The following is an 18,746-nucleotide window of genomic DNA, read 5'->3' on the forward strand; positions in this document are numbered from 1 at the left end:
TAAACTGATTGATATGAAATATAAATCCATGGCAATTAAATAAAACGGACATCATTATTTAACAGTTTGAATATAACCTTCTGGTGTTGAAAACGTTGCATTAGCCTCACAAATCACAAATAAACTGATTACATATGCAAATACGCAATCGATTGTGTGACAAGGATCGCTTACAAAAGCTACTGATAACTTTAGTATTTGCGCGAATCCAATTATAAGGTATGACATACCCATGAAACATTTCAAAACTCCCTTAGCTCTCCTTATTGGCGCAGCACTATTAACTGGCTGTGATGATGACGATATCAAATATGTTCAACCTCAAGACGTAAAGATCGCCACTTATAACCTTTCTTTTGATCGCAGTACGTTTGAAGACCTTGTAGCAGAAATGCAAGTTGAGCCAGCAAAACAAACGGAACTTGTCACCGCTTACCTTGATGGCACCATCGCAGATGAAGATAAAACAATGGCTGAAAAAGTCATTCAAATCCGTAACGTGGCAGCTATTATTCAGAAAAACCGTCCTGACGTGCTAATGATGGCAGAGTTCAACAACGATGGTACTGGCGAAGATAAAGTGGCACTGGAAGGATTCCAGAAGAACTACCTATCTATCGCACAAAGCCTTGAAGGCGCAGGCGGCGATGCAAACCTTGAGCCTATCGAATACCCTTACGCAGAATCTTACTCAACAAACACGGGCCTAAACAGCGGTCTTGACCTAGACAACAACGGCACCGCAGGTCAACTTCCTGGCGATGCGTGGGGCTTTGGTTTCTACCATGGCCAGTATGCGTTTGCTTTGATGTCTAAATACAAGATCGATACAGAAAACACACGTACTTTCCAAGAATTCAAATGGAAAGACATGGAAGGTGCTCAAATCCCAACGATTACAATCTGTGACGGTTCGCAAACTATCCCTGATGGCATGGAGTGTGGAGACGACTGGTACACTGCAGATGAGTGGGATGTCGTTCGCCTGTCTTCTAAAAACCACGTAGACGCACCAATTATCATCCCGACAGAGAAAGGTGATGAAGTTATTCACTTACTAATGTCTCACCCTACTCCTCCTGTTTTTGATCCAGGTAAAAACAAAGTACAAAATGGTGCTGAAGTTGAATTCTGGCATCACTATGTACAAGGCAAAGAGTACTTCTACGATGACGCAGGAAACAAAGGTGGTCTAGCGGAAGGTGCGAAGTTTGTAATGATGGGCGACCAAAACCTAGATCCATTGGATGGCGATGGCTTTAGCGACATCATGCAAGCGTTCCACAATGATCCACTGGTAAACCAAGATGTGATGAATGGTGAGCTTTACCCAACTAGCTTCGGTGCTGCGGAACACGCGGTAGATAGCAGTTCCACTCACCCAATCCCTAACCGCATCACTTCGACGTTCGGTCTGGGTGTTGACTATGCAATGCCTTCAGCAAACCTAAATGTGGTTGATTCCGGCGTTTACTGGGCTGCATCATATGAAGAAGGTTACCCTTTGTTCGTTGACAAGCGCATTGCTGATGTTGATGGGAATGGGATCCCAGGAGAAGGTAAAGATGTCTCTTCTGACCACCGTATGATCTGGATTAAAGCTCAGTTCTAAGCGCTGTTGTTCTTACATTTAAATACAACAAAGCCTCGATTAATACCGAGGCTTTTATTGTTCAGAACTCAAACTACCAACTAGATTTTGAATACGGGTAAAAGCTATCACAGATCTCTCGAATATTAGAGCACAAACCGTAGCAAGTAAAACATGAACCGATTATGAAAAAAAAGCCAACCACAAAACTTATGATTGGCTGTGTATACGTGTGAACAATCTGGTCCACTAACAACGTCAGTTGGCTAGGTGACCCTCGGCTTAAAAGGGTCGTAAGTACTAATGCATTCACCGTGCCAACTTACAGACGCACTAAAACCAGTTGTTATTTAACCAATTGCATTAAAACTCAATTAACAACACCAGCCTTTACATTAAATTGAGTGCATTATGCGAACATCTCTTTGCAAATCGCAATCACTTGCTTTGCAAAACTTACGGCTTACGAGCAAGATCCCGAGCTAAAATAAGCGCTAACCCAAATATCTGAAGAAACAAGCCTATGCTTTTGTACCAAGCAATCTTTTCTTCCAAGGTTGACATCACTTCGCTAATCTCTAAGTTCTCTAGATAGTAACTGTCGATTCGCTCTCTATCATTGCTCTGGGCTTGGTTGATCTCTGACATCAAATTCGATAATTGCGAGACGTTTATAGCACTGACTTTCTTACCTGTCCAAGCTGACAAATGCCCTTGTAAAACTTGACTCACCTCTTCAGATGGCAATTCGAACTGAGCAAGGTGTAAGTGCAATAACAACACTTCCCGCTTCCTTTCTAGCGTTTCAACGCTGTCCCAAGCCAACTGTATCGAATAGAGGTTCTCAGCCTTTTTCTCCGCGAGTAGTCCGGTTTCTTTACCCAATTTATCTAACACGACACTGGTTAGAATAATTGCCGCAATGTTGAGTATTAATCCAACAAGAACAAGCAACCACGCTGGAGGTAAATAGGTCGATTTTTTTACCATAAGTTTCCGTAGGGTAAATAGATTAAGTTAAGAGCCACTAAACCAATCATAGTAAAGAAGGTTAACTTCATCCCTGTCACTCGACCTTTTAGGTCTTCTGCTAATATTCCTCTGGCATGAATGACACGCCCAATAACAAAAGCAGTACCCGCAAGATGTATCCATAAAACCGATGCACCATTGTATTCCAGTAGGGCCATTAGAATCAGAGTTATAGGTATGTATTCACTGGCGTTACTTTGGGCACTGCGAGCGATTTGAAGAGACTCAACACCACCATCCGCATAAGCGATTTTGTTGCTGCGACGTTGCTTTATGACTTGAAAAGCAAGCCAGATGAGCAGTAGAGCGAGAGCGGACGCGTAGAGAGCGGTAATCATAAAACTTCCTTCTTTAGATATTGTTATGTTCGAACACTTGCACAGTACCAGCATTCTTTCGAGGCTAACTATACCCAAGTAACCGTGAGATGCTTGGTTGAGCAAGGATCACTTGGGTATATATCTTATATAAGCCAGCTCTATGAATCCAAAGAAGAAATTGACTAAAGTGAGTGGTTTGCCAACTTTTTACGTTTCGATCGCTTTACAACGCCTTCACAAATAGTGAACAACAGACCAACCCAAATAAAGGCAAAAGTCACTGCTTTTACACTATCGAACAACTCACCAAAAAAGACCACGGCCAACACGAATTGAAGGCTCGGTTCAATGTATTGCATCAGACCAACAGTAGACAAGTTAGTGATACGAATCGCGATTGAGTAGAAGATCAATGGCAATATGGTCACTGGCGCACTTCCTAAATAAAGCATGAAAGTCGTCATATCTACCGTAGACGTCAACTCACCTACTGACCACTGCTTGATCAATAAATACGCTAACGCGAAAGGCGTAAGAACCACAGCCTCTATAAATAAAGTTGTGCTCCAATCAAATTTAATTTTCTTCTTAAACAGGCCATAAAGTGAGAAGAACAACCCCATTGTAAGAGCCACTAACGGTAACTGCCCGTATTGAATCACTTGGTACATCACACCAACCGTTACCAATAGGATCGCAGTAAACTGCCCTTTTGAGAGCTTATCGCCTAAGACGAAGACTCCCAGAGCTACTGAAATTAGGGGACCAATGAAGAAACCCAAACTCGCATCAATGACTCGGTTATTCGTTAACGCCCAGGTAAACGCAACCCAAGAGATACACATCAAGCTGCTCGCCACAAACGTATAGCAAAGCGATTTTTTATCTTGCCAAATCACATTCCAGTTGGGCTTGTGACGAGTAATTGCAAGCACCAAAATAAAGCCTACAGGCACAGAACCAATAATACGTAGCGCTAATAGCTCATCCATTGACGCATTTGGTAGGAAGCGATAATAAACAGGCAGCAATCCCCAAATAATGAAGGATAGTGCAGCCATAAAATTGCCGTAACGACTGTTATTCATAACTAACTCGACAAATAAAAAGTGACGCGATTCTATAGAGCAAAGTAAGTTTGTAAAGTGAATTTGAGAACGAAGATCCGCTATTACAGGGCTAGACCTTGAATCACTGCCGTAATACCGCTGACAAAACAGAGTATCAGCGCGCCAAAGCGAATTTTTTCTTTTGGTAGAGTTTGCGTTGTTTTAATTGCTAACCAGTAACCAAGAGCCCCCGCGGGTAAAAGCGGTAAAGTTATCACCAAATGGTGAAGTGTGAAGAATCCAACCGGAATTTGCACCACTAGCGAGATAATAGAGCTAAAAACAAAGAAAGCAGAAAGATTACCACGTAACTGGTTGGCTTCTTGATGTTGCAACAACAAAGCCATTGGAGGTCCACCAATTGCAGAACTTGTACCAAATAAGCCAGAGAAGAAACCAGCAAACGTCATACGACCCGGAGTCGGCTCTATACGAAATGGAAGAACACTGACTGCCACGGCAAAAAGTACAAGAAAACCAATCCAAAGCGTGAGAGCTTCTGTTGAAACAAAAAACAGTAGCGCCCCACCCGCTAACGATCCAGGAATTCGACCAATTAGCGCCATCTTTAAACCGCCAATTTCAACGCTGCTACGATGCTTCATCGCATTCATCAAAGAAATAAATAACGCAACAAGGCAAATTGGAGCAGGCACATATTCCGGAGCCCAAAGAATAAGTAAGGGCGCAGCCACAATAGCCAAGCCAAAACCGATAGCAGTTTGTACGTAAGAACCGAGGAATATCAGTCCCATAGCAAGCAAATTAGTAGAATCGAAACCCATCGACGTTATCTTATATATGATGTAGTTATTGGAGATTTAATTAAATATAAATTACTTATAAATAATAATTTCTCACCCCGTGTAGAATTCATCAAAGTTATTAAAAAAACAATCAAAATATTTCCTGATCAGCCTTCAATCACTTCTTCTTTTTCTCGCTATTGAAAGTAGCTAATACGGTTACTGTAATAGATACCGATAATCAGAACTGACCTATACTGTTTCCAGGCATTGATGGTTTGGGTTCAGATTAGAAGATTCTATGGTATCCATCAGGTTCAAGCCCTGATGCAATACTGATTGCAACAGCCTATGCTCCACGAACAAGTCCAATATAATTCAATACGGTATTTTTTATGGGTGGCTTCAATCAGCAAACAAAAGTGGCGAGCTCAAAATTCTTCCTTACCTTGAATAAAAGAAAGGCTGCCAATCGGCAGCCTCTTTTAGTTTATTCTGGAACTTACGTGAAATTAAACACGTATTTATCCATCATATTCACCATGCGACCAATCTCTGGCTTGGTAATGGTATCATTTGCACCAAGAGCAAGGGCTTTTGCTCGGTTATCTTCACTCATCAGAGACGAGAACATAACAATAGGCATTTCCTTGAATGCTTCTGTATCACGTAGGCGCTTAACTAAGTGCATACCATCCATTCTCGGCATCTCAACGTCTGTAACAACTGCATCCAGTAGCTCTTTCACTGGCAAGTTTTCTTCTTTAGCAACTTCAATCAAACTCATCAATTTTTCATGAGCTTCACCGCCGTCTTTACAGGTTATAACGTTATACCCTGCCGATGCTAACGTATCTTGAATTAGCGAGCGAATAAACGCAGAGTCATCCACGACCATAACTGTCTTGCTATTGCGTTTGCCAACCATTCTTTGATTAAGATCCACAGACTTATCACCTGTAACATCGTATTTTTCCATACTCAGTTCAGGGTTGATATCTGCGATAATCTTTTCGAAATCAAGAATCATGATCAAGTTGCCATCTTTACGCACAACAGCCACGACACAATCTTGTTCACCAGCTTCAAGGAACTGGCTTGGTGACTCAACATCATTCCAAGAAATTCGATGAATACGTGAGATGCTGTCGATCAAGAAGCCATTGGTCATCTTGTTAAAATCTGTCACGATAACGAACTTACGCTCAATATCTTGACGAGTTTGAACACCTAACCAGCCAGCAAGATCAACTAAGGGAGTTAACACCTCACGAGATGAGAATACTCCTATCATGTGTGGCTGAGCGTTAGGATAATCCGTAGTTTCTGGTACACGAATAACCTCACGAACCTTAGCTACGTTGATGCCGTAATAGCATGTCTTCGTCGTGCCATCAGGTAATTTTTTCTCTAAATGAAACTCAATAATTTCAAGTTCATTAGTACCACTTTCTGTCAAAATTGTGCTGGTTACGTTACTCATAAAACCACTTTATCCAAGCTGTAGATCGATCAAGATGAACGATGTCTCCCATAAACATCTGGAAGCAATATTTCCAAGTCTCCTTTTTTAGTCCTTACAATAGGTTTTGTAAATAAATAAAAGGATACTTACTGCACACTTCTCTGCATCGCATTGAAATTTGGTCTCATTTTAGACAAATTCGACCTAGTTTGACTAGCAGAGATTAAGCTCTACGTATTTATCGGCATAGAGTTATAAAGCTTTACCTATTAATACATTTTAACCACCGACTCATTTTCAACGCGGTGTCGAGCTCCATAAATGCCCTCAGGAGTTCTCACTCCACAACTGATCACCATGGTAATTTGATCACTACTACGCAATCCCAGTAACTCCTTTACTCTCTTGGAGTCGAAGCCTTCCATTGGACAAGTATCGTATCCTTTGTCTCGCATCGCGTACATGAACGTCATTGCCGCAAGAGAAACACTTTTATGAAGACAAACACGGAGATCAGATTTACTGACCTCTCGCACCATTGGTTTACTGCGTCCTAACCACCAGCTATAAACCTTCCTAACTGCGCCACGGAAGCCAATCGCATCGTTGTTGTAAACCATAGGGATTAATTTTTCGTAATACTTTAGAGCGCGCTTGGCCGCAACGTCGTCACGGCCTTCGAAAGCTTGACGCACAGTCTCTGCGTTGCGCTTTGCGCGCTCTTTCCAGTTATGGGTCGTTGCTACAAATACGACTAACTCATTTGCCGTCTTGGCTGCATTTTGTCCCATACAATAATCGGCCAGTTTCATTCGCTTATCTTCTGAGATCACACGATGGAACTCCCACATCTGCATGTTGCTACTATTAGGGCTGAGTGTCGCGAGTTCTAACGCATGCGCTACATCATCATGGTTAAAGTTTGCGTTTGCATCGTATTTTCGTACGGAACGGCGCGAGTGAATAATTTGTTGAAGTGAAGAAGAATCTGACATCTTTAGTATTCGTGTAATTGATATTGCTAGTTACTCGTTAGTCTACACTTAAGCTGCAAGAAGAAGACACTGTATTTTTAACCACAATTACTTTACCGATTTCACTCCGACAAGCACAGTTTTTGTACACCCGGATAGTTAAACAAGCAACTATACAAGGTCAAACCAACTTTCCGTGTTAGAATTACCTAATTATGCGACGACGTAGCTACCTCTTGTGCTTACGGTATTACCGACGCTCCCTTTATATGTCATAGCAAGATTGAGAATTACTAAAGGTTATATATTCAAATGGTTAACAACTCTATCCAGTGGTTTCCGGGCCACATGCATAAAGCCCAAAAAGAGATTGCAGAAGCAATCCCTCAAATTGATGTCATTATTGAAGTGCTTGATGCTCGTATCCCTTTTAGTAGTGAAAACCCTATGATTGCGGAACTCAAGGGAGATAAGCCTGTAGTAAAAGTGCTTAACAAACGCGATCTTGCAGATCCGGAGTTGACTCAAGTTTGGATTGACCACTTCGAGAAAGAGCACAACGTAAAAGCGATTGCCATTACTACCTCTCAACAGTCCGAAGTCCAAAAAATTATGGAGTTGGTACGCAAGCTTGCTCCGCATCGCGAAGAAATTGGTAAGAACATTCGTACCATGATCATGGGTATTCCAAACGTTGGTAAATCCACCATTATCAATGCGTTGGCGGGTCGAACTATCGCAGTGACAGGCAACCAACCAGCGGTTACACGTCGTCAGCAACGTATTAACCTTCAAAATGGTATCGTTCTTTCTGACACTCCGGGGATTCTATGGCCAAAAGTAGAAAACCCACACAGTGGCTTCCGTCTTGCTGCAACTGGCGCGGTAAAGGACACCGCAATGGAATACGATGAAGTAGCCTTCTACACGGTGGAATACCTAGCGGCTCACTACCCTGAAAAGCTAAAAGAGCGTTACCAAATCGACGAACTGCCACAATCGGATATCGAGATGATGGAAGAGATCGGTCGTCGCCGTGGTGCATTGCGTGCTGGCGGACGAGTAGATCTTCACAAAGTATCGGAAATCCTTCTTCACGAACTTCGTCAAGGCACACTGGGTCAAATTACTCTTGAGCTACCAGAGATGATTACTCAAGAGCTAATCGAAGTAGAAATCGAAACCGCTCGTAAAGAAGAAGAGAAAGCGAAACGTAAAGAAGAACGTCGTAAGCGTTACCTTCGTAATAAGCGATAAAAATACTCTCAAATACAATTAAAAGCGCGAGTCATCGCGCTTTTTTTGTCACTATGAAACCCAAAATCAACACTAACCGGTTCGCCTATTTGGCCTCAAAAAGTCACCTTAGACTGCCTGTATTAGTAGATTGCATCCCCACAAGCCTATATGCGATTTAGCATAGTTAAAGCCTTAAATATTGAGTTTGCATGGGCTCTCAAACTTATGCAACTTGGGTAATGACACTTCTCTCACAATACGGATCATACACAGTGTCAGCGCTGACGTTTTCTGTATAACGAAGAGAGTATATTATGAGTGACAAAGCTAAAATAAAACCACTTCCTTCCTTTGTTGAGGAGCGTCTGGACTTTTACATCCATGATTTAATAGCAAAAAATCAAAACAAAAAACACCTTGTACTAGGAAAACGCCCAACGGATAGTTCAGTGGTGATGCAAAGTAACGACTACCTATCCTTGTCAAGCAACCGACAGATTCAAGCTGACCACCAGCACGCTATATCAGAAGATGATGATAACGTCGTAATGTCGGCAATTTTTTTACAAGATGAACAATCTAAGCCTAAATTTGAACAGCAACTTGCTGATTTTACGGGAATGGAAAGTTGTTTATTGTCCCAATCAGGTTGGGCTGCAAATGTTGGCTTATTACAAACGATATGTGCACCACAAACTCCGGTCTATATCGACTTCTTCGCCCACATGTCATTGTGGGAGGGAGCTCGTATCGCTGGAGCTGAAATTCACCCGTTCATGCACAACAACATGAGCCACCTTCAAAAGCAAATCAAGCGACACGGTGAGGGCATTATTATCGTTGATTCTATTTACAGCACTATTGGAACCATAGCGCCCCTCGAAACAATCTACGAAATTGCTTCTGAATCAAACTGCGCTCTTATCGTCGATGAGTCACATTCATTAGGTACACATGGCCCTGCAGGAGCCGGGCTAGTAAAAGCACTTGGTTTAACGAGTAAAGTAGATTTTATTACGGTTAGCTTAGCCAAAACATTTGCTTATCGGGCAGGCGCAATCTTGGGCCCGAAAAAGCTATCTCAATCGCTCCCGTTTGTTGCGTATCCTGCTATTTTTAGCTCGACAATTCTTCCTCAAGAAGTTGTCCGCTTGGAATCTACGCTGAACGTTATTAAAAGTGCGGATGACAAACGAAAAGCTTTGTTTGCACGTTCATCATCTTTAAGAACCGGACTAAAGCAGATTGGATTTCAGATTCGTAGTGAATCACAGATCATTGCTTTGGAATGTGGAAGCGAAGAGAACACGGAAAAAGTGAGGGACTTTCTAGAGGAGCATGATGTATTTGGAGCCGTTTTCTGTCGACCAGCTACAGGAAAAAACAAGAATATCATTCGTTTTTCTATCAACGCTGATATCACAACAGCTCAAGTCGAACACGTATTGGCCGTGTGCGAAAAGGCTTTCAATAACCCTGGACTAGAATTTGTCTAAATAACTGTTTTAGTACGAATAAACTCGGAGCTCAGTTCGCTGAGCTCTATATCCAATGAGCAATTTTGTCAAACAATCGAGCTTTATCAGCTGGCTTGACGATAAAATCAGACATACCTGATGACTCTATCTTTTCAAGTGTCACCGGTGAGCTATCACCTGTATGTGCAATAATTGGAATCGTCGAGTAAGCACACTTCGAACTACGAATCTTGCGCGATGTTTCAATCCCATCCATCACTGGCATTTCAATATCCATTAAAATTAAATCAATACTTTCAGAACTCAAAGCTTCCAGTGCTTGTTCGCCATCTTCTTTCTGAATAACATCAAACCCCTGCTTTTCTAACAACAACGCTGTGAACTTTCGTAGCGATTCGTTATCGTCAACGACCATGATAGTCCTTCTGTTATCGTGCTCTATTTCTCTAATAGGGGCCGCAGCAGACTCATAATCAACATCAAACAATAACCGTTCAATAGTCGTGTAAGTGTTTAGTAACCAAGCTTGAGTCTCCATCCAGATAGGGAAATAACCAGCCTTAATTGGGCGAGATGGTGAATGTTGCTGGAATAAGTAAACGATTCGCCCTTCTGTAAATGATAGAAGTGATTCAATTCTATCCAGCTGTGTACCTCGGATATCAATACTTTCAAGGTCGACAAAAATCACGTCATACTCGAACTCGTACTCTTTCTTATTGAAGACATCCAACGTATTAATAACATCAAACTGAAACCCCATATGACGACTTAAGTCTGTCGCCTTACTCACTAGGATCTTTTGGTTAGATATCAACAGTACTGATTTCAACTTGATTAACTCATCCTTTATTTCTTCTACTACTGGCGAATTAAGAAGAGGAAATGTCAGCGTAAATTGAGACCACTCTCCAAGCTCAGAGACACATTTAATATCACCACCGAAGGAGCGCATGACCTTCTTACAAAATGGTAAGCCAAGCCCATAATTTCCAGATTTACCGGTTGTATAGAAGTCCCTAAAAATGTTTTCAAGAGCCTCAACCGATATCCCAGCCCCATTATCAGTAACAACAATACGGTTGGCATTATCGTTCGACTCAACGGTCACGTGAATATGGAAGTCTTCTGAACTGCGATGATGAAATGCATTTTTAAATAGGTTGTAAACTACGTACTTTAACAAAGTGTCACTACCTAAAAAGTCAAAGCTACTCCGGATATCGATTGATATTGCCGCCCTATCTGACGCTCGCTTGTAGCTGAAACTTTCAATTGCATTTTCAATCACTTGTTGGACATTATGCTTTTTAAAGGTAGCGCGAGAAACTCTATTCTCATCTATTGATGTCAGCAACAAATCGATGGTCTCATTACCTGACTGAATCATTTTCATTGCGTCATCGCTAATCTCGCGCAATAACTCAATATCTTCAATGGACAGTTGATAAGTGTCTTTTTTCTCTTGTTTTGGATCTGGAATAATTGACTGCATCACATCGATGGAAGAGCAAAGCCCGCTTAACGGGTTACGCATTTCGTGAGCAATCCCCGCTCCAAATGACTTAGCTATTGATACTTTTGCTTCATGTTCAACTTGGTTTCTAAAATAAAATAGATTGCCGAAAAGATAGATAAACAAAAAGATCGGAACATGTGTCCAATCCATCGTTATATGCAGGTGAAACCCTTTCGAGGCCCACGCAAAAAACGTAGCCAGAAAAACCCCAACGAACGTTTGGATAAACATCACTCGAGTGATATGGACCAAAAGGATATGCAAAAAAATCGCCGACATAAATGACATAACCCAAACATTGGACCAATCATTCATCAGCAACATATAGAAAAAGAAAAATGGTAAGCAAAGGGTTATAGCAAACTGATAGTACCAATGCATGTTTGCTTTTAGGCGAGAGCTTAATTTGTTTCTAACGATAATCCCGAGAAATAGAAGTGAGCAAAACAAGCGCAGCGGTAAGTTTTCGTATGCCTGTGGGAACAGGTACTCCCATACAATAAAGTACGTCGGAAAGCCAACAAACCCCATCCAACCAACTAACGTCAGATTCGGCTCTGCATACTGGTATACCTTACGCAATGCATCCATACTATCGTGCCAACGACCCATTTAAACCTATTTCATTGAAATTATAGACATAACAACTCTAGAACTAATTATATATCAGTTAATACAGTGATGCAGCGCAGCGATCTTTCTTTTGTTTGTGACACGTGTTTTCTATTTGAGATCTATTGTTTCTTTGAGTGCTTTTTAAGCAGCAATAATAGATGAGAGAAACAAAAAAAGCAGCTCTTGGCTGCTTTGTTGTTGAGGTAATACTCTTAAGAATCAGGAGTAAACGACGTGCTCTTCTATCCCAGACACTAATGACTGAGCATTCGTCCATCGAAACACTTTTTCTAATACTTCACTGCCGCCTGGAGCTCGCCAATTTCGCTCTTTACATTCCTGACCACCAAGATGTCGATAGAACTCGACTGCTTGCGTATTTTGAGACACGACCTCCAAGTAAAGGCCGCTGTCTTTAAAGTATTGTTGATGCCACTCAGCAACAGCTAACAAAAGCTGCTTTCCTATGCCACGACCGCGATAGCCATCATCAACATGCAAAGCCTCAATAAAACTACCACGCTCAAAGTCGTGATTGCCAAACACACAAACAAAACCAAGAAGAAGACCGCCCTCTTCGGCTAAAACGATATGTTGGTTAAATGGTGGATTGGTTAAGCGTGTTTGCCATATCAACAATTTGTCGTCGATGGCTTCACTATCTAAGTAACTGTCACTCAAAACACCACGGTAGTGACGCTTCCAACTGTCCGCATGTAACTGCGCTATGCGTTCATAATCCTTATATTCCGCTACTCGTAATTCCATTACGTATTCCTATGTTTTCTATTGCTTCTCTAGCTAGCGTTGGCATTTTCCACCTCATATACCGCTAATTATTGGTAGATACTTCAAACCTAACGCCTCAGCTCATTGATTAATACTACTCATTATTCATTTAAAAGCAAAATATCCCACTCTAAGCTGCCAATAATGCGACATTTCTTTTAGTGATAGAACTGTCACATCTCGAAACAAAGTCAAATAACTATAATTTGACTTACACGTGTACGCTGATATTCTGGCGTACAGTTGTTAGCTCAAAGTTAGGGACACATTGTGAAGCATAATAAACCACCACTCATCTGGTTGAATATTTTGATATTTTCTGCCAGTTTCATTCTCACCTTTGTTGTACTACCTTGGTATGCATACCGCTACGGTTTAGGTTGGGAACATCTGATCTGGGGCATTATTGCCTTTAGTTTCACCAACCTCTCTATTACAGCGGGCTATCACCGCCTTTGGAGTCACAAAACCTACGAAGCTCACCCAGTCTTACGATTCATCTTTGCTATCGGTGGTGCTTTCTCTCTACAAAACAGTGCTATGCATTGGTCATCTGATCATCGAGTTCACCACAAACATGTCGACGACAACGACAAAGACCCCTACTCAGCTAAGCGCGGTTTTTGGTATTCACATATTGGTTGGATGCTTCGTGACTACAATAATTCAAAGGAAAACGAGTACACCAATTGTCGCGATTTGAAGCGCGACAAAATCGTTGTGTGGCAACACAAGTATTATGTTCTTTTGGCTATCGCGACTAACATCGGCTTCCCTCTTGCGCTTGGGCTTATCTACGGCGATATCTGGGGAATGTTCTTGATTGTTGGTGCCGCTCGCCTATTCTTGAGCCATCACACCACTTTCTTCATCAATTCGCTGGCACACGTTTGGGGCAAGCAGACTTTCACCGACAAAAACACCGCTCGCGATAACGGCATTTTGGCATTCTTTACCTTTGGTGAGGGCTATCATAACTTCCACCACATCTTTGAGAACGATTACCGCAATGGCGTCTACTGGTGGCACTACGATCCAACCAAATGGCTAATCAAATCATGCTCTTGGTTAGGTTTGACGACGAAGCTTCGCACGACTTCGACATTTCGTATTGAGAAAGCACGAGCAACTCAATTATTGAAGAAAGCCAAAGAAAAACTAGAGAGTAAGCCAAACAGCCAATCGATTAGAGATCAGCTTCAGAAGGAATTCGATGCACTCGTACACCACATGCAAGAATATTACGAAGCACGTAAAGAAGTGCTGGGTGAGAAAACAGCAACGGTAGTGAAAAAGTACGAACGTTCAGTATCAAAGCTGAAATATGAACAAATTAAGGAAGAATTTGAACGTCAACAACGCAGTTGGAACCTCTTAGTTCGACGCTACGCATAACGTGTAACTCGCGCTTCAATATAAAGACGTCTAAACAAAAGCTCCGTTCATTCGGAGCTTTTTTGTTCAACCAAGCTTCTTTAACGTGATCCAGCTCGAACTATTGCTTTTCCCACTTTTTAATCATTTCGTGCGATTTTTATTCGATAAATTGTTCATATTTTCGTTTCATTAAAAACAACAAAACCAGTGCATAACACCTAAAAAACGTAATTTAAACAATATAATCCAACGCAATTATTTATTAATCTATTATTTGTTTTAGATCATGCTAGCTCTAATTTAGTCTCGTGCCACAGGAAAGAATTCTGTAAATTCCCAGACATAAACTGAAACAGTTTCTTTCTTTTGTTCATAATATTTGGAGACAACCCTATGTTAGAGCTCTTAATTGGCTTAGCAGTGACCATTGCTGTGGGTTATTTCATCGTCAAAGGCTATAAAGCTGCTGGCGTGTTATTAACCGCAGGTATTAGTTTGCTTCTTATGACTGGCATTCTTGGCCATGACGTTCTGCCATCAAAAGTAACCTCAACGGGTAACATGGTGACGGACGCACTAGAGTACGTAAAATACATGCTTCAATACCGTGGTGGCGGTCTTGGTATGCAAATCATGCTACTTTGCGGTTTCGCGTCTTACATGACGCACATCGGCGCAAACAATGTAGTAGTAAAACAGTTCTCTAAACCGCTTTCTGTTATCAAGTCTCCATACGTCCTTTTGGTAGCGGCTTACATCGTGGCATGTTTGATGTCTCTTGCAGTGAGTTCAGCAACAGGTCTAGGCGTGCTATTGATGGCTACCCTATTCCCAATGATGACGGCAATGGGCATCTCTCGCCCTGCAGCCGTAGCAGTGTGTGCTTCACCAGCAGCAATCATCCTTTCACCAACATCAGGTGATGTGGTTATCGCCGCTGAAAAATCTGGTCTGGCTCTTGACGTATTTGCAGTTCAAACCGTACTGCCTGTGTCTATTTGCGCAATCATCGTAATGGCAGCGGCGGCCTTCTTCTGGAACAAATACCTAGACAAGAAAGAAAATACTCCGATGGAGAGAATCGACGTATCTGAAATTAAAGCAGATGCGCCAGCATTTTATGCCGTGCTACCTTTCCTACCAATCATCGGTGTATTCCTATTCAACGGCCGCACAATCCCTGGTCTAAGCCTAGATATTTACACCATCGTAGTTGGTTCAATTTTCTTGGGCGCCATTATTCACTACGTTGTGAACAAGTTCGATGGCAAGAAATCTCTTGAAGATCTAGACTCATGTTATGCGGGTATGGCGGATGCGTTCAAAGGCGTAGTAATGCTGTTGGTAGCTGCGGGCGTATTCGCGCAAGGTTTAATGTCTATCGGTGCAATCGACAACCTACTTCACCTAGCAGATAACGCTGGTGCAGGCGGCGTTGCTCTGATGCTGCTCCTAACTGGCCTTACTGTTGCAGCGGCAATCGCAACAGGTTCTGGTAACGCACCATTCTACGCGTTCGTAGAACTTGCTCCTTCACTGGCTGCGAAGATGGGTTTAAACCCTGCGTTCCTAATCATCCCAATGCTTCAAGCATCTAACCTCGGTCGTACTATCTCGCCAGTATCTGGTGTAATCGTTGCGACTTCAGGTATGGCAAACATCAGCCCGTTTGAGGTAGTAAAACGTACATCAGTGCCAGTTCTAGCGGGTCTGATTACCGTGATCATCGGTACTATGGTTCTTGTACCAATGACGGCATAAACTCCGGTTACATAGCGCAAATCAACAAAGGCTCGGCTTCTATGTCGAGCTTTTTTATCCATTCAATACTCCTTATCGTTACCTCTCCCCTCTCTTAATACTCCGCATTGAATACGCAATGTGTCTCTTATTTACAAAACACTGCACATTATGAGCAAGACCAATTTGCTTAATATCTCAGGTACTTATATAACGTTCGAATACATTCACAAAATGGAACTTACTATGACTTCACTTATTGTTTTTATCGTCATCATTTTGCTTATCGCGGTGTTTGCGGTCAGCATTTACAACAAACTAGTGACGCTACGTAATCGCTTTAAAAACAGCTTTGCTCAGATTGAGGTTCAGCTAAAACGTCGTTACGACTTGATCCCAAACCTAGTGAGTACAGCAAAAGGTTACATGGAGCATGAAAAAGAAACATTTGAGCGTGTCATCCAAGCGCGTAACCAGGCTATTTCTGGCTTGAAAGCAGCAAGTGATGCGCCAGATAGCGATGCGGCGATTAACCAACTGGCACAAGCAGAAGGCATGCTACAAAATGCGCTAGGTAAGTTGAATGTCGTGGTTGAAGCCTACCCAGAGCTGAAAGCCAACGAAACCATGACCCAGCTGCAAGAAGAGCTGACCAGCACAGAGAATAAGGTCGCTTTTGCTCGCCAAGCTTTCAATGATGCTGTTACCAGCTACAACACTTACAAACAGACTTTCCCACCAGTCTTGTTTGCCAATATGTTTGGCTTCCAAGACGGCAAGTTGCTGGAGTTTGCAGACAGCGAAGCAATCCAAGAAGCGCCAAAGGTTGAGTTCTAATGGATTTTTTCGACCATCAAGATACCGCACGTCAGCGTACCGGGCTTTTGGTGTTTCTGTTTTCCTTAGCGGTATTCGTCATCACGGGTTTGGTCAGCGTCCTATCGATTGGTATTTACTACGGGGTGACTGGTGAGCCATTTGATCAAAACACTGCCATTAGCTATGTCTTGTTGTGCTTTGCGGGTGTCGTGTTGATCGTTGCAATTAGCTCGATGATTCGCCTATCTGACCTATCTTCAAACGGCGGCCGAGGCGTAGCTGAAAGCATCGGTGGCAAGCTGATTTCCTCTAACACGATAAATGCCAAACACAGGCGACTTCTTAACGTAGTGGAGGAAATGTCGATTGCTTCAGGGATTCCCGTTCCTCCTGTTTATGTGATGCAGGAAGAACGAGGTATCAACGCGTTTGCCGCAGGGATGAGTATTGATGATGCTGTAATCGGTGTCACGCAAGGCGCACTAGACACCTTCACACGCGATGAATTACAAGGCGTGATTGCTCATGAGTTCAGCCACATCTTAAACGGTGACATGCGCATGAACACACGTCTAATTGGTGTTCTGTTCGGCATCACTTGCATCGCCCATTTCGGTCATTTGGTGTTAGATAACACTCACCACACCAGTCGCGTATCAAGAAGCTCTTCCGATTCAGATAAAGGTTTTGCGGTAATCATGCTGATCGCGCTCGTGTGCTTAGTTCTTGGTTGGGTTGGTACTTTATTCGGCTCGATGATCAAAGCAGCCATCTCGCGTCAACGCGAATTCTTAGCTGATGCGAGTGCAGTGCAGTTTACTCGAAATGACCAAGGGATTTCAGGTGCGCTGAAGAAGATTGGCGGTCATGCATCTGGCTCAAGCCTAAAAGCGAAAGCAAGTAGCCAAATGAGTCACATGATGTTTGGGCAAAGCAGTTTGTCTGGCTTCACTGGCTTATTCGCTACTCACCCGCCTCTCGAAGAACGAATTCGCCGTATCGAGCCAAGTTGGGATGGCAGCTTTTCGCGCGGAAGTCAGCGCCAAACTTCAGCGTTTGAAACTGAACAAGTCAGTGGGTTTGCGTCGGATGCCGATTTTGGCTCTCAAGATCTTAAGACTCGAGTCGAAACGCCAACTTCTTCGGAGTTGAGTGAAACAGGTAGACTGCTCATCAGCCAATTACCACAAGACTTAGTCGATATTGCACGTGAGCCCTACAGCTCTCGCTTTATTGCATTGCTGCTGATCTTTGATGGCAGTGATGTGCAGCGTGAGATGATCAAAGGCCACATTCCTATGGTTTCACACGCAAAGCTATTACCGTGGTTGGATTACGAACTGCCAACGCATCTGCGTCTCCCTCTATTAGAGCTTGCAGTCCCAGCCCTCAAAGCACTCAGTGAAGGTCAAAAGAACAGACTATGCCAAGTGCTACGAGAATTATCCCAAACCGATAATCACTACTCACTTGGAGAATGGTGTGTCATTAACTTACTGGAAAAGCAATTACTTACCTCATTTGCTTTTACTCGCCAGAGTAAATCACTGATGCAATTGATGGAGAGTGTTCATTGGCTCCTGAGAGAGTTAGCCTGGGTAAGTCACTCAGAAAAAGACAAAGCACAATATGCTTTCAACAGTGCGCTCACCTCTTTAGGCCTACCGAAAACTCAGTTGCCAGACGCTAACCAAGACTGGAGATTAAGCCGGGCAGCGTTAGAACTTTTACTACAACTTAATCCTAAACAGCGTATTTTGTTCGTCAAAGCATGTCGTTTAGCAATTGAGTCTGACGGTCAGATCACCGTTGCAGAAGGCGAATTGTACCGAGTGATAGCGTGCTTCTTGGAAGTACCAGAGCCACCGCTTACTGTGACGCTGTAAACACAGAAAGTAAAACGCCAGCGATGATCGCTGGCGTTTTTGTATTC

At 42.6% G+C, this 18,746-nt stretch carries 15 protein-coding genes; 7 read left to right on the top strand and 8 right to left on the bottom strand.

Annotation, left to right across the window (positions count from 1 at the left end; translation table 11 throughout):
• Positions 1–232 precede the first annotated feature (232 nt).
• Positions 233–1,612: an endonuclease/exonuclease/phosphatase family protein gene (locus KIV41_RS18010; protein WP_285337251.1), complete on the top strand. Its 1,380-nt coding sequence runs from the start codon at positions 233–235 to the stop codon at positions 1,610–1,612.
• Between the two features lie 435 nt (positions 1,613–2,047).
• Here KIV41_RS18010 and KIV41_RS18015 read toward each other — a convergent pair whose 3' ends face one another.
• The 6 genes from KIV41_RS18015 to KIV41_RS18040 all read right to left on the bottom strand — a co-directional run bounded on the left by KIV41_RS18015 (position 2,048) and on the right by KIV41_RS18040 (position 7,258).
• Positions 2,048–2,581, bottom strand: coding sequence for a hypothetical protein (locus KIV41_RS18015; protein ID WP_038887235.1), 534 nt, complete (start codon positions 2,579–2,581; stop codon positions 2,048–2,050).
• Positions 2,575–2,961, bottom strand: a complete 387-nt coding sequence (locus tag KIV41_RS18020) for an MAPEG family protein (protein ID WP_285337253.1) — start codon at positions 2,959–2,961, stop codon at positions 2,575–2,577. The genes KIV41_RS18015 and KIV41_RS18020 overlap by 7 nt, the downstream gene beginning before the upstream one ends.
• Positions 2,962–3,125: 164 nt before the next feature.
• Entirely contained in the window at positions 3,126–4,031 is a 906-nt protein-coding gene (gene rarD / locus KIV41_RS18025) for an EamA family transporter RarD (protein ID WP_071234397.1), read from the bottom strand.
• 83 nt (positions 4,032–4,114) lie between these two features.
• Positions 4,115–4,837: a sulfite exporter TauE/SafE family protein gene (locus tag KIV41_RS18030; protein WP_285337254.1), complete on the bottom strand. Its 723-nt coding sequence runs from the start codon at positions 4,835–4,837 to the stop codon at positions 4,115–4,117.
• 463 nt (positions 4,838–5,300) lie between these two features.
• Positions 5,301–6,281, bottom strand: coding sequence for a chemotaxis protein (locus KIV41_RS18035; protein WP_010452160.1), 981 nt, complete (start codon positions 6,279–6,281; stop codon positions 5,301–5,303).
• 251 nt (positions 6,282–6,532) lie between these two features.
• On the bottom strand, positions 6,533–7,258 hold the full coding sequence (locus KIV41_RS18040; RefSeq protein ID WP_285337255.1) for a nitroreductase family protein: 726 nt from the start codon (positions 7,256–7,258) through the stop codon (positions 6,533–6,535).
• A 291-nt stretch (positions 7,259–7,549) separates the two neighbouring features.
• Here KIV41_RS18040 and ylqF point away from each other — a divergent pair, with 291 nt between their 5' ends.
• Positions 7,550–8,494 (top strand): ribosome biogenesis GTPase YlqF, encoded by a 945-nt coding sequence (ylqF, locus tag KIV41_RS18045; RefSeq protein WP_103411635.1) that lies wholly within the window; start codon positions 7,550–7,552, stop codon positions 8,492–8,494.
• Positions 8,495–8,790: 296 nt separating this feature from the next.
• A complete protein-coding gene (gene cqsA / locus KIV41_RS18050) occupies positions 8,791–9,972 on the top strand; it encodes an alpha-hydroxyketone-type quorum-sensing autoinducer synthase (protein WP_285337257.1) in 1,182 nt (393 codons plus the stop codon).
• A gap of 46 nt (positions 9,973–10,018) precedes the next feature.
• Here the strand turns inward: cqsA and KIV41_RS18055 are convergent, their stop codons facing one another.
• On the bottom strand, positions 10,019–12,064 hold the full coding sequence (locus tag KIV41_RS18055; protein WP_285337327.1) for a response regulator: 2,046 nt from the start codon (positions 12,062–12,064) through the stop codon (positions 10,019–10,021).
• Positions 12,065–12,307: 243 nt separating this feature from the next.
• Complete coding sequence (locus KIV41_RS18060) at positions 12,308–12,856, bottom strand: GNAT family N-acetyltransferase (protein WP_010452170.1); 549 nt, start codon at positions 12,854–12,856, stop codon at positions 12,308–12,310.
• 291 nt (positions 12,857–13,147) lie between these two features.
• Between KIV41_RS18060 and KIV41_RS18065 the strand changes: the two genes are divergently transcribed.
• The 4 genes from KIV41_RS18065 to KIV41_RS18080 all read left to right on the top strand — a co-directional run bounded on the left by KIV41_RS18065 (position 13,148) and on the right by KIV41_RS18080 (position 18,699).
• The gene (locus KIV41_RS18065; protein ID WP_285337258.1) at positions 13,148–14,272 is read left to right on the top strand and encodes a fatty acid desaturase; all 1,125 of its coding nucleotides are present in this window, start codon (positions 13,148–13,150) and stop codon (positions 14,270–14,272) included.
• A gap of 375 nt (positions 14,273–14,647) precedes the next feature.
• Positions 14,648–16,015 carry an anaerobic C4-dicarboxylate transporter DcuC gene (gene dcuC / locus KIV41_RS18070; protein WP_010452174.1) on the top strand — a complete coding sequence of 456 codons (1,368 nt, stop codon included), beginning with the start codon at positions 14,648–14,650 and terminating at the stop codon, positions 16,013–16,015.
• Positions 16,016–16,240: 225 nt separating this feature from the next.
• A complete protein-coding gene (locus tag KIV41_RS18075) occupies positions 16,241–16,831 on the top strand; it encodes a LemA family protein (RefSeq protein ID WP_010452175.1) in 591 nt (196 codons plus the stop codon).
• Positions 16,831–18,699 carry a M48 family metallopeptidase gene (locus tag KIV41_RS18080; protein WP_285337259.1) on the top strand — a complete coding sequence of 623 codons (1,869 nt, stop codon included), beginning with the start codon at positions 16,831–16,833 and terminating at the stop codon, positions 18,697–18,699. Before KIV41_RS18075 ends, KIV41_RS18080 begins: the two co-directional genes overlap by 1 nt.
• Positions 18,700–18,746 lie beyond the last annotated feature (47 nt).

This window comes from Vibrio sp. D401a (genome assembly GCF_030248515.1).
GTDB lineage: Bacteria > Pseudomonadota > Gammaproteobacteria > Enterobacterales > Vibrionaceae > Vibrio > Vibrio rotiferianus.